23 protein-coding genes are annotated in these 22,829 nt (G+C 64.8%); 9 read left to right on the top strand and 14 right to left on the bottom strand.

Annotated elements, in window-relative coordinates:
- Positions 1 to 16: 16 nt before the first annotated feature.
- Both AC04PH_RS14880 and AC04PH_RS14875 read left to right on the top strand, forming a co-directional pair.
- On the top strand, positions 17 to 253 hold the full coding sequence (locus AC04PH_RS14880) for a type II toxin-antitoxin system prevent-host-death family antitoxin (protein ID WP_483066603.1): 237 nt from the start codon (positions 17 to 19) through the stop codon (positions 251 to 253).
- Positions 250 to 648, top strand: coding sequence for a type II toxin-antitoxin system death-on-curing family toxin (locus tag AC04PH_RS14875; RefSeq protein WP_483066602.1), 399 nt, complete (start codon positions 250 to 252; stop codon positions 646 to 648). The genes AC04PH_RS14880 and AC04PH_RS14875 overlap by 4 nt, the downstream gene beginning before the upstream one ends.
- Here AC04PH_RS14875 and AC04PH_RS14870 read toward each other — a convergent pair.
- Positions 642 to 2,834, bottom strand: a complete 2,193-nt coding sequence (locus AC04PH_RS14870) for a primosomal protein N' (protein ID WP_483066601.1) — start codon at positions 2,832 to 2,834, stop codon at positions 642 to 644. The genes AC04PH_RS14875 and AC04PH_RS14870 overlap by 7 nt on opposite strands.
- Before the next feature lie 104 nt (positions 2,835 to 2,938).
- Here AC04PH_RS14870 and fsa point away from each other — a divergent pair, with 104 nt between their 5' ends.
- The 4 genes from fsa (at position 2,939) to AC04PH_RS14850 (ending at position 6,118) form a co-directional block, all read left to right on the top strand.
- Entirely contained in the window at positions 2,939 to 3,592 is a 654-nt protein-coding gene (gene fsa, locus AC04PH_RS14865; RefSeq protein ID WP_483066600.1) for a fructose-6-phosphate aldolase, read from the top strand.
- 154 nt (positions 3,593 to 3,746) lie between these two features.
- A complete protein-coding gene (locus AC04PH_RS14860; RefSeq protein WP_483066599.1) occupies positions 3,747 to 4,457 on the top strand; it encodes a DUF484 family protein in 711 nt (236 codons plus the stop codon).
- Positions 4,454 to 5,368, top strand: coding sequence for a tyrosine recombinase XerC (locus AC04PH_RS14855; RefSeq protein WP_483066598.1), 915 nt, complete (start codon positions 4,454 to 4,456; stop codon positions 5,366 to 5,368). Before AC04PH_RS14860 ends, AC04PH_RS14855 begins: the two co-directional genes overlap by 4 nt.
- A gap of 54 nt (positions 5,369 to 5,422) precedes the next feature.
- Positions 5,423 to 6,118, top strand: a complete 696-nt coding sequence (locus AC04PH_RS14850; RefSeq protein ID WP_483066597.1) for a CDP-alcohol phosphatidyltransferase family protein — start codon at positions 5,423 to 5,425, stop codon at positions 6,116 to 6,118.
- Here AC04PH_RS14850 and AC04PH_RS14845 read toward each other — a convergent pair.
- Genes AC04PH_RS14845 through ileS form a run of 4 tightly spaced genes read right to left on the bottom strand, consistent with a single transcriptional unit; the run spans position 6,115 to position 10,815 of the window.
- Entirely contained in the window at positions 6,115 to 6,951 is an 837-nt protein-coding gene (locus AC04PH_RS14845) for a DMT family transporter (RefSeq protein ID WP_483066596.1), read from the bottom strand. The genes AC04PH_RS14850 and AC04PH_RS14845 overlap by 4 nt on opposite strands.
- Complete coding sequence (locus tag AC04PH_RS14840; protein WP_483066595.1) at positions 6,948 to 7,397, bottom strand: methylated-DNA--[protein]-cysteine S-methyltransferase; 450 nt, start codon at positions 7,395 to 7,397, stop codon at positions 6,948 to 6,950. Before AC04PH_RS14840 ends, AC04PH_RS14845 begins: the two co-directional genes overlap by 4 nt.
- Positions 7,394 to 7,840 carry a PaaI family thioesterase gene (locus AC04PH_RS14835; RefSeq protein WP_483066594.1) on the bottom strand — a complete coding sequence of 149 codons (447 nt, stop codon included), beginning with the start codon at positions 7,838 to 7,840 and terminating at the stop codon, positions 7,394 to 7,396. The genes AC04PH_RS14840 and AC04PH_RS14835 overlap by 4 nt, the downstream gene beginning before the upstream one ends.
- A gap of 5 nt (positions 7,841 to 7,845) precedes the next feature.
- Positions 7,846 to 10,815: an isoleucine--tRNA ligase gene (gene ileS / locus AC04PH_RS14830; RefSeq protein WP_483066593.1), complete on the bottom strand. Its 2,970-nt coding sequence runs from the start codon at positions 10,813 to 10,815 to the stop codon at positions 7,846 to 7,848.
- A gap of 245 nt (positions 10,816 to 11,060) precedes the next feature.
- Here ileS and AC04PH_RS14825 point away from each other — a divergent pair, with 245 nt between their 5' ends.
- Positions 11,061 to 12,293, top strand: a complete 1,233-nt coding sequence (locus AC04PH_RS14825; protein WP_483066592.1) for an FAD-dependent oxidoreductase — start codon at positions 11,061 to 11,063, stop codon at positions 12,291 to 12,293.
- Here the strand turns inward: AC04PH_RS14825 and AC04PH_RS14820 are convergent, their stop codons facing one another.
- From AC04PH_RS14820 to rpsD, 6 genes are all read right to left on the bottom strand, one after another.
- The gene (locus tag AC04PH_RS14820; RefSeq protein ID WP_483066591.1) at positions 12,294 to 13,580 is read right to left on the bottom strand and encodes an extensin-like domain-containing protein; all 1,287 of its coding nucleotides are present in this window, start codon (positions 13,578 to 13,580) and stop codon (positions 12,294 to 12,296) included.
- Positions 13,580 to 14,497 (bottom strand): prephenate/arogenate dehydrogenase family protein, encoded by a 918-nt coding sequence (locus AC04PH_RS14815; protein ID WP_483066590.1) that lies wholly within the window; start codon positions 14,495 to 14,497, stop codon positions 13,580 to 13,582. Before AC04PH_RS14815 ends, AC04PH_RS14820 begins: the two co-directional genes overlap by 1 nt.
- On the bottom strand, positions 14,497 to 15,582 hold the full coding sequence (gene hisC, locus AC04PH_RS14810; RefSeq protein WP_483066589.1) for a histidinol-phosphate transaminase: 1,086 nt from the start codon (positions 15,580 to 15,582) through the stop codon (positions 14,497 to 14,499). The genes AC04PH_RS14815 and hisC overlap by 1 nt, the downstream gene beginning before the upstream one ends.
- Before the next feature lie 78 nt (positions 15,583 to 15,660).
- Positions 15,661 to 17,082, bottom strand: coding sequence for a homospermidine synthase (locus AC04PH_RS14805; RefSeq protein WP_483066588.1), 1,422 nt, complete (start codon positions 17,080 to 17,082; stop codon positions 15,661 to 15,663).
- A 62-nt stretch (positions 17,083 to 17,144) separates the two neighbouring features.
- Entirely contained in the window at positions 17,145 to 17,903 is a 759-nt protein-coding gene (locus AC04PH_RS14800; RefSeq protein ID WP_483066587.1) for a hypothetical protein, read from the bottom strand.
- 188 nt (positions 17,904 to 18,091) lie between these two features.
- Positions 18,092 to 18,712 (bottom strand): 30S ribosomal protein S4, encoded by a 621-nt coding sequence (rpsD, locus tag AC04PH_RS14795; RefSeq protein WP_483066586.1) that lies wholly within the window; start codon positions 18,710 to 18,712, stop codon positions 18,092 to 18,094.
- A 256-nt stretch (positions 18,713 to 18,968) separates the two neighbouring features.
- On the opposite strand from rpsD, the gene AC04PH_RS14790 reads away from it, so the two are divergent.
- Positions 18,969 to 19,421: a DMT family transporter gene (locus AC04PH_RS14790; protein WP_483066585.1), complete on the top strand. Its 453-nt coding sequence runs from the start codon at positions 18,969 to 18,971 to the stop codon at positions 19,419 to 19,421.
- Positions 19,421 to 19,855: a DMT family transporter gene (locus tag AC04PH_RS14785; RefSeq protein ID WP_483066584.1), complete on the top strand. Its 435-nt coding sequence runs from the start codon at positions 19,421 to 19,423 to the stop codon at positions 19,853 to 19,855. Before AC04PH_RS14790 ends, AC04PH_RS14785 begins: the two co-directional genes overlap by 1 nt.
- Before the next feature lie 146 nt (positions 19,856 to 20,001).
- Here AC04PH_RS14785 and AC04PH_RS14780 read toward each other — a convergent pair whose 3' ends face one another.
- From AC04PH_RS14780 to AC04PH_RS14770, 3 genes are read right to left on the bottom strand one after another with little or no spacing between them, the layout of a single operon-like run.
- Positions 20,002 to 20,835, bottom strand: coding sequence for an NAD-dependent epimerase/dehydratase family protein (locus tag AC04PH_RS14780; RefSeq protein WP_483066583.1), 834 nt, complete (start codon positions 20,833 to 20,835; stop codon positions 20,002 to 20,004).
- A gap of 11 nt (positions 20,836 to 20,846) precedes the next feature.
- Positions 20,847 to 21,620, bottom strand: a complete 774-nt coding sequence (locus AC04PH_RS14775; RefSeq protein ID WP_483066582.1) for an HpcH/HpaI aldolase family protein — start codon at positions 21,618 to 21,620, stop codon at positions 20,847 to 20,849.
- Positions 21,617 to 22,822 carry an NAD(P)/FAD-dependent oxidoreductase gene (locus tag AC04PH_RS14770; protein WP_483066581.1) on the bottom strand — a complete coding sequence of 402 codons (1,206 nt, stop codon included), beginning with the start codon at positions 22,820 to 22,822 and terminating at the stop codon, positions 21,617 to 21,619. Before AC04PH_RS14770 ends, AC04PH_RS14775 begins: the two co-directional genes overlap by 4 nt.
- Positions 22,823 to 22,829: the final 7 nt, after the last annotated feature.

Below are 22,829 nucleotides of genomic sequence, written 5' to 3'. Positions count from 1 at the left end.
CACAAAGGAGCTTCGCATGGCACGCATTTCGGCCACCGAATTCAAGAACAACATCGGCAAGTTCAGCGACGTCGCCATGACCGAACCGGTGATCGTCACCAGCCACAACCGCGACCGCCTCGTGCTGCTGTCCGCCGAGGACTACAAGCGGCTCGTGGGGGATGAGACGGAGGTCGATGCCGACCGTCTGCGCCTGATCCGTGAACGGGCAGAGGTCCACCGTGATACGCTGATCGCACTGGCCGACCGGTGACGGAGCCACGCTGGTCTACCATCGCGGACGCCCTCGCCCTGCATGACGTCGCAATCGACATTGCGGGCGGGGCGAGGGGCGTGCGTGATGTTTCTCTACTTGAATCCGCCTTGGCCAGACCACGCAATCTGTTCGCTTACGGCGAAACAGATTTGTTCATGCTGGCCGCCGGTTATGCCGAGGCAGTTTCGCGGAATCATCCTTTCGTCGACGGAAACAAGCGGACGGCCTTTCTGATCGCCGATCTGTTTCTGACTGACAACGGCTTTGCACTTCACAGCGTTGCGGATGAAAGCCATGCTTCGATGATGGAAAATCTCGGTCAGGGCAAAATCAGCCGCGAAGACGCCGCCGCACATTTCCGCGCGCATGCACGCCTGATGGCGGATCAGTAGAAACTCTGCGGGTCGATATCTATCGCCATCCGCAACTCACCCTTCAGGCGAAACTGTCCCGCCCACTCCGCCAGCGCCTGTTGCAAGGGCGCGGCCTTGTCGGCCTTCACCAGTAACCGCACCCGATGCCGCCCGCGCACGCGGGCAATCGGCGCGGGGGCCGGGCCGAACACCTGCGCCCCGATCCGGCGCAAGGGCGCGTCGCGGCGGGCCATCTGCGTGCCAAGGTCGAACACCTCTTGTACGTCCGTCGAACTCAGGATGATCCCTGCCATGCGCCCGTAAGGGGGCACGCCCGCCGCCTTGCGTTCCGCTGCCTCCGCCGCCCAGAACGCCTCCTCGTCGCCTGCAAGGATTGCGCGGATCACGCCATGTTCCGGCTGGTAGGTCTGCAATAATGCCTCACCCGGCGTCTCGGCCCGCCCCGCACGCCCCGCCACCTGCCGCATCAGCTGAAACGTGCGTTCCGCCGCGCGCAGGTCGGACCCCTGTAGCCCCAGGTCCGCGTCGATAACACCCACGAGCGTCAGCAGCGGAAAATTATGCCCCTTCGCCACCAGTTGCGTGCCGATGATGATGTCTGTGCCACCCTCGGCGATCTCCGCGATATGCGCCTTCATCGCGCGGGCAGAACCGTAAAGGTCCGACGACAGCACCGCGACCCGCGCATCGGGAAACAGGGCCGTAATCTCCTCACCCATCCGCTCCACGCCCGGCCCGACGGCGCTCAGCCGGTCCTCCGCCTCACACGACGGACAAGCCGTCGGCATTGGCTTCGTCTCGCCGCACTGGTGGCACATCAGGCGTTTCAGGAACCGATGTTCCACCATCCGCGCGTCGCAGTGGTCGCAGCCGATCTGATGCCCGCAGGCGCGGCACAGCGTGATCGGCGCATAGCCGCGGCGGTTCAGGAAAATCAGCGATTGCTCGCCTTTCTCCAACCGGTCGGCAATCGCGCGTTTCAATGCGGGCGACACCCATTTGCCCCCCGGCACATCCTCGACCCGCATGTCGATGGCGGCCATTTTCGGCATCACCGCCTCGCCAAAGCGCGAGGTCAGTTCCAACCGCTTGTACTTGCCGCTTTCCACATTCGCCCAGCTTTCGAGGCTTGGCGTCGCCGACGCCAGTACCACCTGCGCCCCATTGATCGCCGCCCGCAGCACCGCCATATCGCGGGCGTTATACAGCACGCCGTCCTCCTGCTTGTAGGACGTGTCATGTTCCTCATCCACGACGATCAGGCCAAGGTTCTGGTAAGGCAGAAACAGTGCGGATCGTGCCCCCACGATCAGTTGGGCATCCCCTTGCCCGACCATGCGCCAGCAGCGGCGGCGTTCTGTCATGGTGACACCAGAATGCCACTCGGCGGGTTTCATCCCGAACCGCGCCTCCACCCGGTCGATGAACTCTCCCGACAGCGCGATCTCCGGCAACAGCACCAGCGCCTGACGACCCATGCGCAGGCATTCGGCCACCGCCTCCAGATAGACTTCCGTCTTGCCCGATCCGGTGACGCCCTTCAGCAGTGTCGTGCCATAAACATCCGACCGCAGCGCCGCGCGCAGTGCCGCTGCCCCCGCCGCCTGATCGTCGCTCAATGCCTTGCCGCCATAGTCGGGATCGAGCGTCGGATAAGGCGTATCGCGCGGCGCATCCTCTTCGCGCACGCAGCCCATCTTGGCCAATCCCTTGACGACAGATGTGCCGACGCCCGCCATCTCCGCCAGTTCTTTCAGCGTAAAGGACAGCCCGCCATAATCCCTAAGCACCTCCAGCACCTTGGTGCGGGCAGCCGTCACGCGGTCCGGCTCTGCCTCACCCAGCCTGTAAACCTTGCGCATCGCCACGCTGTCGCCCAGCCCCGGCGCGCGTGTGCCCAGCCGCAGCATCGCCGACAGCGGCGTCAGCGTGTAATCGGCGGCGCGGGTCAGGAACGTGCGCATCTCGTCCCGCATGGGCGCCACGTCCAGCACACGCATGACCGACCGCACCTTGGCATAATCAAAATCGCCCGACCCCGGCCCCCAGACCACACCGATCACTTTGCGCGGCCCCAACGGCACCTCCACGAAAGCCCCTAGGTGGCAGCCGCCCTCGGGCGCTTTGTAGTCCAGAAAACGGTCGAGCGGTTGCGTCGTCAGAACGCTGACCAGATCGCTTTCATGGAAAAATCCTGCTGTCATGTCGTCCCGGGCCCAATGCGGGTTTCCGCCCCGCGCCCTTTGAGGTAAACGCTGGTGCGACAAACGCCAACCCCGGCACATCCCATTCAACCCGGAGACCGCACATGAAGTTTTTTGTAGATACAGCCGACATCGACGCCATCAAGGAACTGCATGCCCTTGGCATGGTCGACGGTGTGACGACGAACCCCTCGCTGATCGCCAAATCCGGCCGCGACATCCTCGAAGTGACAAAGGAAATCTGCGATCTGGTCGAAGGTCCGGTCTCGGCAGAGGTCGTAGCACTCGACGCCGACACGATGCTGGCCGAGGGCCGCAAGCTGGCCAAGATCGCCGACAATATCGCCGTGAAGGTGCCGCTGACATGGGCCGGTCTGCAAACCTGCAAAAAACTGTCCGAGGAAGGCACCATGGTCAACGTGACGCTGTGCTTCTCCGCCAATCAGGCGTTGCTCGCCGCCAAGGCCGGGGCCACCTTCATCAGCCCCTTCATCGGGCGTCTGGACGACATCAACACCGACGGCCTGGAACTGATCGAGGATATCCGCACGATCTACGACAACTACGGGTTCGACACCAAGATCCTCGCCGCCTCGATCCGCTCGGCCAACCATATGTCCGAATGCGCCAAGATCGGTGCCGACGTCGCGACCGCCCCGCCGAACGTCATCAAGGCGATGGCGAACCACGTGCTGACCGACAAGGGGCTGGACGGCTTCATGGCCGATGTGAAAAAGGCCGGCATCACAATCCTCTAGCCTGCGCCAATTCGCGCGATACATGAACCTTTGGCTGTAAAACGACACAGTCAAAGGTTTTTTTGTGCCCGGACCGCAATTTTCCGGCGGCGTTTGCGGCCCCGCTCTGCTACAAACCCGCAAAACAAATCGCTTGAGCAGGCACAGGATAGACATGAGCAGCAAACCCTTGATGGACGATTCCGTCCGCGAAAAGATCATTTCCGACCCCGAAAGTCTGTTGGAAGATCAGGATATTATGCGCGCGCTCGTCGCCGCGAACGAACAGTCGATGGGTTCCAACATCGTCGATCTGCGCGGCATCGCGATGGAACGGCTGGAGGCGCGTCTGGACCGGCTGGAAGACACCCACCGCTCCGTCATCGCCGCGGCCTACGAAAACCTCGCTGGTACAAATCAGGTCCATCGCGCCGTTCTGCGCATGATGGACGCGACTAAATTTGAACTTTTCCTATCTGACCTCGCCGGAGACGTCGCCGACACGCTGCGCGTCGACGTCATGCGCCTTGTGCTGGAATCCGAGGCCGCCGCCGACGATCCCGCCGTGGGCCAGATGGGTGACGTGCTGATGATCGCGCCCGTAGGCTTTGCCGACGACTACATCACCCGCGGGCGCAACATGGCGACGCGGCAGGTCACCCTGCGCCAGACCCGGACGGAAGACGCCACGATCTACGGCGACAAGGCCGATTACATCCGCTCGGAGGCTTGCCTGAAACTCGATTTCGGCGCGGGCCGCCTGCCCGGCATGCTGGTCATGGGGTCGGAAGACCCGCACCAGTTCACGCCGCAACAGGGCACCGACCTGCTGACCTTCTTTGCGGGCGTGTTCGAGCGGGCGATGCGGCGCTGGCTGACCGCATGATCGCGCCTGCGCTGACCAATGCGCTGGCCGCCTGGTTGGACCATCAGGCGGCGCTGAACGACGCCGCCGACAACACGCTCAAGGCCTATCAGGCCGATGTGCTGGGCTTTCTGGCCTTCATGGGCAACCATCACGGTGGCCAGCAGGGGCTGGCCCCGCTGTCCCGCATCACAGTCAGCGACATGCGGGCCTGGATGGCCCACGCCCGCGCCGGTGGCGTCGGCGCGCGCACGCTGGCCCGGCAGCTGTCGGCGGTCAAATCCTTCTACCGCTGGCTGTCGGACCGCGAAGGGTTCGAGCCGACCGCGGTGCTGTCCACCCGCAGCCCGAAATTTCAAAAGAAACTCCCCCGCCCGCTGGCCCAAGACGCGGCAAGCGCCATGATCGACACGGTCGAGATGCAGGCGCGTGATCCATGGATCGCCGCCCGCGATGCCGCTGTCGTAACTATGCTCTACGGTTGCGGGCTGCGCATATCCGAAGCACTTGGTCTCACCGGCGCGTCCGTGCCGCTGCCGCAAACGCTGGTCATCACCGGCAAGGGCGGCAAGGATCGCATGGTCCCCGTGATCCCCGCCGCCCGCGATGCGGTGGCGACCTACCTGCGGCTGTGTCCGCACCCCGTCGAACCGGATGCCCCGCTGTTTCGCGGCGCGCGCGGCGGGCGGTTGAACCCGCGTGTCGTGCAGAAGGTGATGGAAAAGGCGCGCCTGCAACTGGGCCTTCCCGCCACAGCCACTCCGCATGCGATGCGCCATTCCTTCGCCACGCACCTGCTGACGGCAGGCGGAGACCTGCGCGCGATCCAGGAACTGCTGGGCCATGCCAGCCTGTCCACCACGCAGGCCTATACCGCCGTCGACACCGCCCACCTGATGGAAGTTTATGACCGGGCGCACCCCAAGGCATAACCAGCGGCGCAATCAACGCATTGCCCCACCGGTTCAATCCGGTATGTAGTCACAATGACCATTTCGCAAAAAGCCTTGCTCGTTCACCTGTTCACCGCAACCGGTGCCGTCTTCGCCATGCTGGCCATGCTGGCCGCCGTCGACGAGAAATGGTCGCTGATGTTCCTGTGGCTGGTCGTCGCCTTCTTCGTCGACGGGATCGACGGGCCGCTGGCGCGCAAATACGATGTCAAGACGAACGCGCCGGTGATCGACGGGGTGCTGCTCGACCTGATCATCGACTACCTGACCTATGTTTTCGTGCCTGCCTATGCGCTGTTCAAATCGGGCCTTCTGCCCGGCTGGACCGGCTGGGTCGCGATCATCATCATCACCTTCACCTCCGCGCTCTACTTCGCCGACAGCCGGATGAAGACCTCCGACAACTCGTTTTGGGGCTTTCCGGGCTGTTGGAACATGCTGGTGCTGGTGCTTTTCGCGCTGGCGCCCGATTTCTGGGTCTCGCTGATCCTCGTCGCGATCCTGGCCGCCGCGATGTTCTTGCCGATCAAGTTCGTGCATCCGGTGCGCACCGAACGCTGGCGCAACGTGACCCTGCCCTGCGCGCTGGCCTGGACGTTCTTTGCCGGCTGGGCGGCCTGGGTCGATTTCGACCCGGCAAGCTGGGCGCATTACGGGCTGATGTTGACCTCGATCTACCTGCTGGGCGCGGGCGCTGCACAGCAGGTGATCTACGGCGACAGGCTCTAGAGCCGCGTCAGCACCACGCCACAGACGATCAGCCCGGCCGCGACCATCTTGGTCCGGTCGATCCGGTCGCCGAAGAACAGCCAGCCCAGCAACACCGCGAACAGGATCGACGTTTCGCGCAGCGCGGCCACCAGCGCGATCGGCGCCTGCGTCATCGCCCAGACCACGATCCCGTATGCCATCAGCGATGCCGCCCCGATCCACGCGCCGCGCAGCCAATCGCGCCGGCGCGCGCGCACCGTGATCCAGCCGCGCAGGGCCACCACGGCGGGCAGGTAGAAGAACGCCGCCATCAACAACAGCCAGCCCACATAGGTGACCGGGTCGCCGCTGATCCGCGCCCCGATCCCGTCGATCAGCGTATAGCCCGCCGTGGCACAGGCCGCCCCCAGCGCATAGGGGATCAACCGGCGGCTTTCGCCCGACATGAGCGCCCCCCGCGCCATCAGCACGATCCCCGCCCCCAGCACCGCGACGCCCAGGTATTCCAGCGGTTGCACCTGATCAGGCAGCACCATCAGCCCCACGATCAGCACGATCAGCGGCGCGGACCCGCGCGCCAGCGGATAGACCCGGCTCAAGTCGCCTTGCTCATAGGCGTAGGCGAGGAAAAGCTGATAGAGCATATGCACCACACCCGAGGCGATCAGCCAAGGCCAGACCTCCGCTTCGGGCCAGGGTCGCCAGACCACGACCAGCAGCCCGAACACGCCCTGCCAGACCGTCAGAATCAGCATCGCCGCCTGCTTGTTCAGGCCGGTCTTGACGCCTGCGTTCCACGCCGCATGCAGCAGCGCCGCCGCCAGCACCGCAAGGAACACCGTCAGCGTCATATCAGCAAACCCGCCGCCCCTTCCAGCTTCAGCAGCGTCACCTTTGCCTCCACCCCGCCCGCGCCGGAATAGCCGCCAAGCCCGCTCGCGCTCAGCACCCGGTGGCAAGGAATCAGGATCGCGATCGGGTTCGCCCCGCAGGCCTGCCCGATGGCCTGTGCCGGACGGTCCAGCAACTTTGCCAGATCACCGTAGGTCCGCGTTTCGCCGTAAGGGATGTCACAAAGCGCCGCGCCGAACTGTCGCTGAAATTGCGATACCTGCGGGGCCAGCGGCAGCGTAAACCGCTGCAAATCGCCGTCGAAGTAGGCTCGCAACTCTGCCCGCGCCCGGTCGAACAGCGGCCCGTCGGTCAGCGTGCCGCCCCGCCACCAGATCAACCGCGTGATCGCCCCGTCGCTGGCATCCGCGCCCAACGGGCCGACCGGGCTGTCGGTCAGGATCACCGCGCCACGTCCGCGTGGCCTGTGACGGCCATCATCGTCGCCTGCATGGTGGAGACCAGCGCCTCGCGGCCGTCCACGACGCCGTAAGCATCGCCGCGCGTCACCATCAGCGTGCGCCCGGCCTTCACGACCTCGCCGACAAAGCGAAACGCGTCGCCTCGCGCCGGCGCCAGAAAGTTTGATTTGAATTCGACCGTCAGCACCTCGGCATCTGCCGCCATAAGGGTAAACGCAGCGTAGCCGCAGGCACTGTCCAGCACGGTCGTGACGACGCCCGCGTGCAGGAACCCGTGCTGCTGCGTCAGGTCCGCGCGAAACGGCATCTCCAGCGTGACCTTGCCGGGGGCAAGGCTGGCGACGGACACGCCCAGCGTGCCCATCACCGCCTGATCGCCGAAACTCGCCCGGCAACGCGCGGCCCAATCGGGATTGCGCGGCTCCACCCGCGTCAGCCCAATGCTTCGTCGCAGCGGGCACAGACACCCGGATGCGCGTGGGTGCCGACATCGGGCAGGATCTTCCAGCAGCGCTGGCATTTGTCGCCATCCGCCTTGGCAAAGACGACGGCCACATCCGCCACGTCCTCGGACCGGAAGGCATCCGCCGGTGCCGGATCGCTACTGACCGTGATGCCCGACGTGATGCACAGATCGTCAAAGCTGACGGTCTCCAGCACCGCTGCCACTTCCGGCGTCACATGCACGAAAGGGGCCGCTTCGAGCGACGCGCCGATCACCTTGTTCGTGCGCTGCACCTCAAGGGCACCGGTCACCACACGGCGCACGCGCCGCACCACGGCCCACTTCTCGGCCAGCGCCGCATCGCGCCACGCGTCGGGCGTGTCCGGCATATCGACCAGATGCACCGAACTGTCGTCGCCGGGGAACCGCTCAAGCCAGACCTCTTCCATCGTGAATACGAGGATCGGGGCCAGCCATGTGGTCAACCGGTGGAACACGATGTCCAGCACCGTGCGCGCGGCGCGGCGGCGCAGCGTGTCGCCGTCGCAATAGAGCGCGTCCTTGCGCACGTCGAAATAGAACGCCGACAGCTCCACGGTCGCAAAAGTGAAAACCGCCTGAAAAACCCCCTGGAAATCGTAGGCGGCGTAGCCATCACGGACAGTTTTGTCCAATTCCGCCAGCCGGTGCAGCACCCAGCGCTCCAGTTCCGGCATCTCCGCCGGGTCGGTGCGGTCGGCCTCGCTATAGTCGCCCAGCGCACCCAGCAGGAACCGCATGGTGTTGCGCAACCGGCGATAGCTGTCGGCGACCCCTTTCAGGATCTCGTCCCCGATCCGCTGGTCGTTGGTATAATCCACCTGCGCCACCCACAGCCGCAGGATATCCGCGCCGTATTGGTCCGCAATCGTCTTGGGCGCGATGATGTTGCCCAGCGATTTCGACATCTTCATGCCCTTGGCGTCCAGCGTGAACCCGCAGGTCATCACCCCGCGATAGGGCGCGCGTCCGATGGTGCCGCAGCCCTGCAACAGCGACGAATGGAACCACCCGCGGTGCTGGTCGGTGCCTTCCAGATACAGGTCCGCCAGCCCGTCGTCGGACCCGTCCTCGCGGTCGCGCAGGGTAAAGGCGTGGGTCGAACCGCTATCGAACCACACATCAAGGATATCCATCACCTGATCGTAATCGTCCGGGTTCGCCGCATCGCCGATGAACCGCGCCTTCGCGCCATCGGCATACCAGGCATCCGCGCCCTCGGCCTCGAACGCGTCCACGATCCGCTTATTTACCGCCGCGTCACGCAGCAGGTAATCCGGGTCGTCATAAGCGGCACCCTTCTTGGTAAAGCATGTCAACGGCACACCCCAGGCGCGCTGCCGCGACAGCACCCAGTCGGGCCGCGCCTCGATCATCGCGTGCAGGCGGTTGCGACCTTTCTGCGGGGTCCATGTGACCAATTCGTCGATAGAGGTCAGCGCCCGTTCGCGGATCGTGGTGCCATAGGTGTCGTTGCCGTCGCCCACCGGTTTGTCGATGGCGGCGAACCACTGCGGCCGGTTCAGGCGGATCACAGGGGCCTTCGACCGCCAGCTATGCGCGTCAGAGATCGTCAGGCGCGCGCGCGCGAGAAGCGCGCCGACCTCGACCAGCTTCGCGATCACCGCCTTGTTCGCCCCGCCGGGTTTGCCGTTGGGCTTCAGGATCGCCTCGCCTGCGAAAAACGGCAGGTCCGCGCGGTAGGAACTGTCGTCAAGGATGTTGTAGGTCATCGGCAACCCGTGTTTGACCCCGATGGCATAGTCGTCGTCGCCGTGGGACGGTGCCGTATGCACGAACCCCGTGCCTGCATCGTCGGTCACATGATCGCCCGACAGCAACGGCACGTCGAAGTCCCATTCGCCCTCTGCACCCTCGGCCCCGCGCAGGGGGTGGGCGCAGCGCATCCCCTCCAACTCGCGCACGTCCACGTCACGCACACGCTCCCACATGCCGTCCTCCAGACGCGCGGCGCTTAATGTGCCGGCGGCCAGATTGTCGGCCAAAAGGAAACTGTCACCCTCGGAGACCCAGCTTTCGCCCGGTGTCGCCGTGACCTTGTAAAGGCCATAGCTGATGCCGGGGCCAAAGCAGATCGCCCGGTTCTGCGGGATCGTCCAAGGCGTGGTGGTCCAGATCACGACGCTGGCCGCCTCAAGCTCCTGAGCGGCATGGCCTGCCACGGCGGACGAGATCATGTCGCTCGGATCGACCTCCAGCGCTTTCACCGCAGGAAACTTCACCCAGATCGCATCCACCTGCCGGTCGTGGTATTCCACTTCCGCCTCGGCCAGTGCGGTCTTCTCCACCGGCGACCACATCACGGGCTTTGATCCCTGATACAACGTGCCGTTCATAAGGAACTTCTGGAACTCCTCCGCGATCACCCGCTCGGCGTGGAAATCCATCGTGAGATACGGGTTTTCCCATTTGCCGGTCACACCCAGCCGCTTGAACTCCTCGCGCTGGATATCGACCCAGCCTGCGGCGAAATCGCGGCATTCCTGCCGGAACTCCACCACGGGCACGGCATCCTTGTCGCGGCCCTTCTGGCGATACTTCTCTTCGATCTTCCATTCGATCGGCAGGCCGTGGCAATCCCAGCCGGGGATATAGCGCGCGTCGCGCCCCATCATCTGCTGGGACCGCACCACAAAATCCTTGAGTATCTTGTTCAGCGCGTGCCCGATATGCAAATGCCCGTTGGCGTAAGGCGGGCCATCGTGCAGCGTGAAGGGCGGGCGCGCATCGTCCGTGCCCTTCACCGCCGCGGCCTTGTCGCGCAGGCGGTCGTACACGCCGATGCGGTTCCAGCGGTCTAGCCAATCGGGTTCGCGTTTCGGCAGGCCCGCCCGCATCGGGAAATCGGTCTTGGGCAGGTTCAGGGTGTGTTTATAGTCGGTCTGTTCGGCGCACATCGGGGGCGTCCTTCGGCATCGGGTTCATCAAAAATGGATAGGGCGGTGCGCACACGCAGACACCTGAAGGCCCGGCTGTGACGTGACCGTTCGCGGTCAGCCAGCCGGGTGAATAATTCGTATGATCTGGATGAAGCGTGTCATTGTGCTGCGGCTTATAGGCGCGTCCGCCAAGCGGGTAAAGAGGCCCCCTTTCGCGGGATCGCTCGCCGCTATAGCCTCCGCCCGATCACGACGGAGGGCGTATGGCGCAGACACTCAACATCGGCATCGCGGGTGCGGGCATCGGCGGGCTGACAGCGGCGGCGCTGATGGCCGACAGGGGTCACCGCGTCACCGTGTTCGACCGCTTCGCCGCCCCCAAACCCGTCGGCTCCGGCCTCGTGATCCAGCCCGTGGGTCAAGCCGTGCTGGCCGAGATCGGCGCGCTGGACGCAAGCCTATCGATGGGCAACCGCGTCACGCATATGCTGGGGCACGAGGCCGACAACGGACGCCGCGTGCTCGACGTGAGGTACGACCGCGCCGACACGCCCACGCGCTTCGGCCTGGCGATCCACCGCGCGGCCCTGTTCGACGCGATTCTGCAGGCCGCACGGGCCCGCGACGTCACCCTGACGCAAAGCGCCGAGGTCACGGGCCGCGACGGCCAGCATCTGACCTTTGCCGATGGCTCTCGCAGCGAGGCGTTCGACCTGATCATCGACAGCTGCGGCGCGGGCTCGCCTCTTTCGCCGATCAAGTCCCGCGCCCTGCCCTACGGCGCGATCTGGGCCACCGTGGACTGGCCAGACACTGACCTGCCGTTGCACCGACTGTCGCAATGCTACCGCCGTGCCGACCGGATGATCGGCGCGCTGCCCATCGGCACCCTGCCCGGCGACACCACGCCAAAGGCCGCGATCTTCTGGTCTCTGCCGCAGGACAGCCACGCCGATTGGCTGAAAAACGGGCTGGCGGCATGGAAGGCCGAGGCGACGACCCTCTGGCCCGCCTTCGCGCCCTTCGCCGACCAGATCACCGACGCGGACCAGATGACCATGGCCCGCTACAGCCACGGCACGCTGTTGAAACCCTGGTCCGACGGCATCGTGCATATCGGCGACGCCGCCCACCGCGCCAGCCCGCAGCTGGGGCAAGGGGCGAACATGGCGCTGCTGGATGCGCTGGCGCTGGCCCGCGCGCTTGACGGTCACGGGCTGGACCGCGCGGCCCCGGTCTATGCGCAGGCGCGGCGCTGGCATACCTGGGTCTATCAGGCGATGAGTGCGGCCTTCACGCCGCAATACCAGTCCGACAGCCGCTTTCTGCCTGCCTTACGCGACCGCGTCCTGTTCCCCACCTCGCAGGTCTGGCCGATCCCGCACGCGCTGACGGCCATCGTCTGCGGCACCATGCTGCCCCCGCTGGGGTCGCTGCATGTGAAAGGCGAAACATTCTGTCCGACTCTGGGTCCGGAATCGCCGGGCAGCACCTGACTACCGACAGTAAGACCCCGACCGATACCGCGCCGTATCGAAATGGAAGTGATCCCGATGCGCCCGGTTCGCGTTCGGCCCCAGCACGGTCCCGAACGGCCCGCAGGCCGAACGCCACATCTGCCGCAGGATCGCGCCCGCCCCCTGCCGATTCCAGTCCGTCAGTACCGTCAACTCGCGCCCGTCGCGCAACCCGAAACCTGCAATGTCGATGGCCCGCCCGTTGGCATGCTCCGACAGCCGCCCCGTCGCCGCCCCGTTGCGGTTACGGCACGAATATGTCCCGATCACCCGGATCGATCGCAGCCCGCCACCCGTGCTGCCCACCGCCGGCTGCGCGCCGTTCACCACCCAGCGTTTCAGCGCCTGCGCGGTGCGGCAATCCATCACCGCGCGGCTGGTCAGCGTGACACCTGCGACGGACCGCACCCGCACCGCATTCTCGACCCCGCAGGCACCCGGCCCCGGCACCCGGCCCACCGCATCGCCCTGGATTGCCGGATCGCCACACAGCTGGCCGCGCACGATCGCCTGCCGCTGTTCCTCCGCCCGCCGCACAAAGGCGGCAGGGCGCAGTTGCGGGCGCAGCGATTCCGCCAGCGCAAAAGGGCTGAACGCAAAAAGCCCCTGCTCCGCCCGCAACTCCGCCCGCGTCGCCGCACCGCGCGCCAGTTCCGGCCGGGTGTAGGGGCGGACTACGGGGCGCATCGCCGCCGTCGGCTCTGCGGGCGGCGGCGGGACAAGCTCATCCGGTCGCAATGCGGGCCGGAACCCGGCATCGTCCGGACCACCGGGCGCGATCAGCGCAAATGTCACAGCGTCCGGCACTTCAGGTGCCGTAATATCCATCGCGGCCACCGGACCATCGACGGGTTGCGGATCAGCAAGTTCCGGTGCGGGCGCCTCGAGGTCTGCGGCGACGGAAGTCAGCGGGCGCACGACCCCCACGAGCGACTGCGCCTCCGGTTCCGTTTCGGTCGCCGTGGCGATATCCGAAGGCTGCGCCTGTTCCGGGACAGATACGTCGGATGCAACGATGTCCTGCGTTGTGACTCCTGCATCATCTACCACCTCCGGCTCTGCATTGGCTTCCTGCTCCGGATCGGTCACGCCGATTTCTGTCGCAACGGCATCGGCCCCGGGCCGCGCCAGCGGTCGCACATCGGCGTAGTCGGGCAGCACCACAGGGCGGGCCTGCGGGCGCGCGGTCTCTGTCGGGGCCTGCGCCCACGAAAGCCCCGGCAGACAGGTAAGAGCGCAAACCAGAACGCAGGCCAAACGGCGCATCAGCGGGTGCCGCCGCGGCCAAAGTCCGGCGCGTCCGTGTCCTGCCCCGCCTCGATGATCCCGCGCCGGATCGCACGGGTGCGGGTGAAATAATCGTGCAGATGATCGCCGTCGCCCTGCCGGATCGCCCGCTGCAACGCGAACAGTTCCTCGGTGAAGCGACCGAGGATTTCCAGCGTCGCCTCCTTGTTCGTCAGGAACACGTCACGCCACATCGTCGGATCCGACGCCGCGATCCGGGTGAAATCCCGGAAACCGGCGGCGGAAAACTTGATCACCTCGCTGTCGGTCACCCGGCTCAGATCGTCGGCCACGCCGACCATCGTATAGGCGATCAGGTGCGGCGTGTGGCTGGTGACCGCCAGCACCAGGTCGTGATGAGCGGCGTCCATCTCGTCGGTGAAAGACCCCATGCCGCGCCACAGGTCGTGCAGCCGCTGCACCGCCGCGCGGTCCGCGTCCTCACCGGGGACGAGGATACACCAGCGGTTGTCGAACAGTCCCGCGAACCCCGACCGTGGGCCGGAATGTTCCGTCCCCGCCAAAGGGTGCGCGGGAATGAAATGCACGGTGTCCGGCACATGCGGGCCGACGGCGTCGATCACCGCCTGTTTCACAGACCCCACGTCGCTGACGGTGCAGCCCGGTTTCAGATGCGGCGCGATATCGCCGGCCACCTGTGCCATCGCACCGACCGGCACGCACAGCACGACAAGGTCGGCATCCGCCACGCAGTCCTGCACGCTGTCCACGATCCGGTCGCACAGCCCGATCTCGCGCGCGACATCGCGCGTCTCGGCAGAGCGAGCATAGCCGACGACCTCGCCCGCCAGCCCGCCGCGGCGCATCGCCAGCGCCATCGACCCCGCGATCAGCCCCAGCCCGATCAGCGCGACGCGATCGTAGATCCGCGCCATCACCGCACGCCCTTGAACTGCGCGACGGCATGCACGACCCGGCGGCAGGCGCTTTCGTCACCGACTGTGATCCGCAGGCAATCGGGAAAGCCGTAGCTGGCGGAAAGCCGCACGATGATCCCCTGGCTTTGCAGGTAATCGTTGCAGGCCACGGCCTCCTCCTCGGACGCGAACCGGGCCAGAATGAAATTCGCCTTCGACGTATCCGACGGCACACCCAGTTCGGCCAATCCCTGCGCCAGCCATTCGCGCCAGCGGGCATTCTCGCTGCGGCACTTCTCGAAATAGGCCGTATCGCGCACCGCCGCCTCTGCCCCGGCCAGTGCGGCGGCGGAGAGGTTGAACGGTCCGCGTATCCGGTTCAGCACGTCGATCACGGGTTGTGGGCCATAGCCCCAGCCGATGCGCAGCCCGCCCAGGCCATAGATTTTCGACAGGGTGCGCGTCATGAACACGTTGTCGCGCGCCTCCACCAGTGCGGCCCCCGCGTCATAGCCCTCGACGAACTCCGCATAGGCCCCGTCCAGCACCAGCATCGCCTGCGGCGGCAGCCCGTCGGCCAGCCGCGCAATCTCGGACGACGCGATCATCGTGCCGGTCGGGTTGCCGGGGTTGGCGATATAGACCAGCTTCGTCTTTTTGGTGCAGGCAGCAAGGATCGCATCGACATCCACCGTGCGGTCCCGCTCCGGCACCACCACGGGCTTGGCCGAGGCCGTCAGCGCATAGATGCGATACATCGCAAAGCCATGCTCGGTATAAATCACCTCGTCCGTGCGCCCGGCATAGGCCTGCGCCAGCAGTTGCAGGATTTCACCCGATCCGTTGCCGCAGACGATCCGGTCGGCGTCCAGCCCATAGACATCCGCCAGCGCGGCGCGCAATGACGCATGATCGGTCGACGGATAGCGGTGCAGATCATGGGCCGCGCGGGCGAAGGCTTCTTTGGCCTTGTCGGACGGGCCATAGGGGTTTTCGTTCGACGACAGCTTGAGCACGTTGCTATGCCCCGCAACCGTCGATGCACCACCCTTGTAAAGCGTGATGTCCATGATGCCCGGCTGCGGCCTGATCTTCGTCGCCATTCGCGTCACCCCCCAAGGTTCGCGCCGTTCTAGCGGCGCGCGCCCCCCCTGACCAGTGCCAAGGATGCCGCGGGCGCGTCAGGTCGCCAGAACATTGCGGAACTGCCACGGGTCGGACTCGTCGATGTCTTCGGGGAAATGCTCCCACCGGTCCTTCAGCGGGGTCCAGTCGGTGTAATGCGCCTCCACCGGGCCAAGGTAGGGGCGCTGCACTTCCAGACAGCGGGCGTGGTCCATCTCGTCGGTTTCCACGATCCCCGCTTGCGGGTTTTCCAGCGCCCAGACCATGCCCGCCAGCACGGCGGACGTCACCTGCAGACCGGTCGCGTTCTGGTAGGGGGCAAGGCTCTTGGTTTCTTCGTTCGACAGTCGCGAGCCATACCACAGCGCGTTTTTCGCGTGGCCATAAAGCAGCACGCCCAGCTCGTCGATGCCGTCGACGATTTCGTCCACGTCCAGAATCTCGTGGGTCTTCTGCTGCACGCCCGCGCCGAACATTTCGTGCAGGGACAGCACGGCATCGTCTGACGGGTGATAGGCATAGTGGCAGGTCGGGCGATACTCCGGCGATCCGGGTTCACCGACGGTATAGTAATCCGAAATCGACACCGCCTCGTTGTGGGTCACCAGAAACCCGAACTGCGGGCCGGGTGTCGGGCACCACGTATGCACGCGCGTGATCGCACCCGGGCGTTCGAACCAGATCGCGGACTGGCAGCCGGTGTCGTAGGTATGCGCCGTTTCCGGCATCCATGTCTCGTGCGTGCCCCAGCCCAGTTCGGCGGGCTGGAACCCTTCCGCGATGAAGCCTTCCACCGACCATGTATTCACGAACGTCCCACGTTCGCGTGGCTTGTGGCGCACCTGCGTGTCCCGCTCCGCGATATGCACGCCCTTGACGCCCAGCGACTGCATCAGCTTCGCCCACCCTTCGCGATCTTCCGGCGGGGCTACAGGACTGCCGGTGTCATTCGCCAGCGTCAGCAGCGCCTCTTTCACGAACCAGCTGACCATGCCGGGGTTCGCGCCGCAGCAGGACACCGCCGTGGTGCCTCCGGGGTTGGCGGCCTTTTCGTCGCGCACCTTCTGGCGCAGCGCGTAGTTCGTCCGGTCGGCGTTTTCCGGCGTCTCGAAGTAAAATCCCTCCCACGGCTCCACGACCGTGTCGATGTACAGCACGCCCATCTCGCGGCACAGTTTCATCAGGTCGAGGCTGGACGTATCCACCGACAGATTCACGCAGAACCCCTGTCCCTCGCTGAACAACTCACCCAGCACCTCGCGGTAATTGTCGCGCGTGATCGCCACCTGAATGTGCCGGATGCCCTGCTCGGCCAGAAAATCCGCACTGGCCGGATTGGGGTCGATCACGACCATCTTCTCCGCGTCATAGTCGAAATGCCGCTGGATCAGCGGCAGCGTGCCCTTGCCGATCGACCCGAAGCCGATCATCACGACAGGCCCGTCGATGCGGCCGTAGTTGGGATGGGATTGGGTCATGGCGTGTCCTTTCAACAGTCAGAAAGGTCACCATAATTCGTGACGCGGGAATGGAAAGGGGGTCAGCCGGCCATCATCCAGCGACGCCGCCAGCCCAGTGCGCCGAACGCCCCGAGCCCCGCCAGCAACAATGACAATCCCGCGGGCAGCGGCACCGTGCTGGGCGCAGGCCCCGCAAGCCGCAACGACCCGATCAAGAAATCCTCGTTGTTGCCGGAGACAAAGCCCGGTGCCACGAAATCACCATGGATCAGGCTGAAGCCCGACAGGTTGGTATCGGAGACGAAACCGATGAAGACGCCGCTGTTCGTGGTGATCTGGTTCACGAAATTTCCGTCGCTGGAATTGCTCAACCCAAGCAGGTCGGACAGCAGATACGACGTCCCGTCGACGACCAGGCCGATCTCGTTCAGGGACAGGCTGATGTCGAAAGGCGACTCACCGGTGCGGAAGTTGCGCAGCGCGAAACCGGACACACCGCTGGCGAAATTGAAATTCAGACCCAGACCATCGCTCAGCGTCTTGGACGAACTGTCGACTTCGCCACGAAACGACCCGGAGCCGTTCAGCCCGGTCGGCCCGGCGTCGATCAGGCCCCCGTCCAGATCGACCGTCGTCTGCGATCCGATGACGTTGCCGGTGGAATTGGCGGCGAAACTGCTTTGCGCGCCATTGAAATTCTGGTTCACGATGGGGCCGTTGCCGGCCACCGCCGCCTGCCACGATGAAAAATCCGTATAGGCTACGACGGCCGCCGTCGCGGGCGTCGCTAAAAACAGCCCCGTCAGGATCGCCGTAAGTGTCATCAGCCGATTGAACATCGTTCGCTCCTTGCCACAGGCGACTCACCGAAGGGTGGCCGCGGGTCGCAATACACTTTTGACGTGCAACTGGGGCGGCAAGGTGCGCGGATTGTGACAATTCGATGCAAATTCGATCGGGCGTGAAGACGACGAAAAAGGCCGCCCCAAACAGGGACGGCCCAATCCTTGCGAACGATCCGGCAGGATCAGTTCTTGGCGTAGAATTCCACGACCAGGTTCGGTTCCATCGTGACCGGATACGGCACGTCGCCCAGGCCGGGCTGACGGGTAAAGGTCGCCGTCATCTTGTTGTGGTCGACGTCCATGTAGTCAGGCACGTCACGCTCCGGCAGCTGGGATGCCACCAGCACCAGCTCGAGCTGCTTGGACTTCTGGCGCACTTCGACGACATCGCCTTCCTTCACGCGATAGGACGGGATGTTCACCTTCTTGCCGTTCACGGTGACGTGGCCGTGGTTCACGAACTGGCGGGCGGCGAACACGGTCGGCACGAATTTCGCGCGATACACGACGGCGTCGAGACGACGCTCCAGCAGGCCGATCAGGTTTTCACCGGTGTCGCCCTTGACGCGCTCGGCCTCGGCATAGATGCGACGGAACTGCTTTTCGGTCAGGTCGCCGTAGTAGCCCTTCAGCTTCTGCTTGGCGCGCAGCTGCAGACCGAAATCCGACAGCTTGCCCTTGCGGCGCTGTCCGTGCTGGCCGGGGCCGTATTCGCGGCGGTTGACGGGGGATTTCGGGCGGCCCCAGATATTCTCGCCCATCCGGCGGTCGATTTTGTACTTGGCAGCGGTACGCTTTGTCATACGCTGATCTCCTTCGTTATATGGCATCCCCGTGAACCGGAGACTATGAAGGGCGTTGTCCTTTGCCTTGCGGCCGACAGGGTCCCGCTTGCGCGGACCACCAACACCAATGAGCGGCGTCATTAGGCGGGTGCTGGTACGGAGTCAACAGATGATACCGTGCGCCCAAGCGTTTTCGAAAACGCTTGCCCAAATCCTTCGAAGGATTTGGCCGTCGGTCCTTGCGCGCGGCTGTCTAGCGCGACACACATGATCCATGCAATCGACCTCTCCGCTCCATTTCCTCGCCGCCTTCGCCTCCGGTGGCCTGCTGTCGCTGATGATCCTGTTCAACGGCACGCTGGCGCAATATGGCTCGCTTTATTTTGCGAGCTTCGTGCCACATCTGACAGGCTCCGTCGCCGCCGTCGCCCTGCTGCTGGTCCTGCGCCCGGCCAAGGCCAGCACAACGCGCCCGCCGCTCTGGTCCTATCTGGGCGGCATATCGGGCGCGGTGACGGTCATGCTGACCTCCGCAACGCTCAACTCTGCCTTGGCACTGTCGGGCACCATCGCACTGGGGCTGGCGGGGCAGGTGATCTTCAGCCTGATCGCGGATAAATGGGGCCTGATGGGGATGCCGCAGCGCGACCCCGTGGCGCGTGATTTCGCCGCCATCGGCCTGATCGTCGCAGGCTCGCTCATCCTCATTTTCTACGGACGCGGCTGATGGCGGTCATGGTCATCCTCGCCCTGCTGGCCGGCGTCCTTGTCAGCCTGTCGCGCCAGATCAACGGGCGGCTGGCACTCTCGACCTCAGCCCTTCATTCGTCGTGGTGGAACCATATCGTCGGGCTAGTCTTCATCACCATCGTCGGCCTGCTCGCCGGGCAACTGTTCGCGGGCGACCCCACCGCCGCCCCGTGGTGGGCCTTTCTGGGCGGCATCGTCGGCGTCGTCTTCATCGCCGCCGGCAGCTGGCTGATTCCCCGGATCGGAGCCGCGCAGACCGCGATGCTGATTATCGCAGGGCAGATGATTTCCGGCGTGATCCTCGACATCGTGATGGGCACGGCGGGCAACCCATCGGTCCGCATCATCGGCGTTGCACTGATCCTTGCCGGCATGTGGGTCGCACGCACACCCGCCGCCGCGCGCCGCTGATCAGACAGGTTAACGCCGCGCGCGTTGCGCCGCCCCGCCCCGCGCAACAGGTGCAAAAGCGGTGCAAAGTCCAGCGCGGCACGGGAATTTCGTGGTAAACGCGGCGTTAGAGTGCGCTGCACATAACTTGTTTCGTCTGCGAAACCCTAGTCTTTGGGCTTGTCCTTGATCCCCAGCGCGGCGACACCGGAATTGCCCAGTTCCACCGTCGCGAACGGGCCGCCGATGCAGATCACCGACAGATCGGTGTTGTCCAGATGCGGCGTCTTGGCCAGAATCTCCTTGGCGAACTGCTCGGCATTGTCCTTGGGCTTGTAGCCCAGATGCGCCGCGCCGCTGTTGTCCACGACCATCCGGTCGTTGTTGGAAATGCCGTAAACCTTGGTGAAGCCCACCACCGGGGTCGTGACCGACTGTTCGACCAGATGGATCAGATCGTCATAGGACAGCCACGTCCCAAGGCTGCGCGCATTGCTGACCGACGCGGCGGAAAAGATGCGCATGCAAACCGATTCCACACCGCGCTTGTCCCAATAGAGGCTCGCGAGGTCTTCGCAGAAACACTTGGCCAGCCCGTAATAGGTGTCGGGCCTGTGCGGCGCATCCACCCCGATCACGTCGGTGCTCTTGTGCATTCCGACCGCATGCACCGAACTGGCATAGACAACTCGTTTCACCCCGTTGCGATAGGCCGCCTCCCAGACGTTGTAGGCACCGATGATATTTGATTGCAGGATGTCGTCCCACGGCGCCTCGTCCCCGATGGCACCGAAGTGGACGACCATGTCGGCACCTTTCAGCAGGTCCTCCATCGCCGCGAGGTCCGACAGATCGGCCTTCACATAGCTTTCGCCGTCATAAAGCGTCTCCGGCGCATCCAGAATATCGGTCGACACCAGCGCGTCGGCCAGCTTCGTCAGCGGCTCGCGCAGGTAGGACCCAAGGCGGCCGCGCGCGCCGGTCAAAACGATCTTTTTCATATGAAGTTCCCTTACTTTACCGCGTCTCGCATCGTCGCCAGCAGATCATCCGCGCGCCGCGCCAGCAAGCCCACGTCGGTGCCGCAGGCGACAAAGGTGAACTCCGCGTTCAGCAGTTCCGCCGCGAAATCCGCATCGGTCACCAGCGTCCCTACCGGCACGCCTGCATCGACGAGCGCCCGCGCGGCGGGGCGGATCAAGTCCCACACATCCTTGTGCAGCGGCTGGCCCAGCAATCCCATGTCTGCCGCGATATCGGCGGGGCCGAAGAACACGCCCGACACGCCGTCGACCGTCCCGATCTTGACCGCGTTCTCCACCGCCTGTCGGCTTTCCAACTGGATCAGGACGGTCGTTTCCTCCTCGATCCGGGCATAGTAATCGGTGATCCGCCCGAACTGGCTGCCGCGCATCCCGCCCGCGACACCGCGCACACCGCGCGGCGGATAGCGCGTCGCGGCGACGGCGTATTCCGCTTCTTCCACCGTCTGCACCATCGGGAAAAGCAAACCCGGCGCGCCCGCGTCCAGCAGGCGTTTGACCATCACGCTGTCGTTCCACGGCGGGCGTACCAGCGCCGTGGTGCCGTGTGCCGCGATGGCCTGCAACTGGCCCAGCACCGACATCACGTCGCCGGGTGAATGTTCCATGTCCACGACGACCCAGTCGTAACCGGCCGATCCCACGACCTCCGCCGCGTAGTTGCTCGCCAGACTAACCCAGAGGCCGATCTGATTGTCGCGCGCCTTCAGTGCCGCGGTGAATGGATTGCTTGCAAGTTTCATATCACGGCCTTCTCGGGGAATTTCTCGCCCTTCGCGATGCGGTCATAGCCGAATGCCGACAGGTCGAGCGACCGGAATTCGCCGTAGGTCAGCCATTCCGACACGCCGCGCCCCATCGCGGGCGACTGCTGGAACCCGTGACCGGAAAAACCGTTCACGAAGATGAAGTTGCCGACCTCCGGGTGCGGCCCGATGATCGCGTTCTGGTCGAAGGTGTTGAAATCATAATGCCCGACCCATGAATTGCGCAGCTTGATCGCCTCGAACTGCGGGATGCGCGTGGCGAGCACCGGCCAGACCTTGTCCTCCCATAGGCTGTGATCCATCACGAAATCGCCCGGGGCCACCGCCGGATCGTCGTCGGGCGGACAGCCGGCCAGATAGTACTGCCCATCCGTGCGCATGTGCACGCCGCTGGGGTCGATGGTCAGCGGCAGATCGCGGTCGAGCGGCTTTTCCGCCTCGAAAATATAGGTGTAGCGCTTGCGCGGCTCCACCGGAATGTCGATCCCCGCCATCGCCGCCGTCAGCGCGCCGCGCGGACCCGAGGCGTTCACGACCTGCCCGCAGGCCACCACCTCGCCCGATTTCAGCGTCACGCTTTCGATCCGGTCGCCCGCCGCGTTCTTGGTCAGTGCCGTGACCTCGTTGTCGATATACTCCGCACCCTTCTCGCGCGCGGACCGTTTCCACCAGTCGAACACCGTGCCGCCGTCGAAATAGCCCTCGTCGATCAGGTTGTGGTTGGCGGCGATGATATCGTCGAGCATGTAGAACGGGTAATCCGCCGCGATCTGGTCGCGCGTCATGTGCTTCGTCCCTGCGCCAAGGCTGGCTTGGATCAGCTGCGCCTCTTTCAGCGCACCGGCAAATTCCGGCGTGTCGGCCAGATACATATACCCATAACTTTGCAGTGGAATATGCGGCACCCGCAGGTCACCGTCGAAGAAGTCACGGAAGTTCTTCACGAATTCCGCGGCGAATTGCGAAATCTTCACGTTCACCGGGTTGGAAAACTGCTGCCGCATGCAGGAATTGGTATGCGCGGTGGACGAGTTCTCGTAACTCGGGTCCATCTCCACGACCAGCAGCCGCCCGTCGAAATCGGGGTTGCTCATGGTGAACCACGCCACCGACGACCCCAGCATCGCCCCGCCGATGATGACGACGTCGTAATGGTTGTGTTCCGGTGCCTGCGCCATCCGTGCC

The sequence above is a fragment of the Yoonia sp. KMU-150 genome (genome assembly GCF_056858355.1).
Note: the sequence above shows the minus strand (reverse complement) of the source record. Positions and strands in the feature narration are given on the sequence as shown.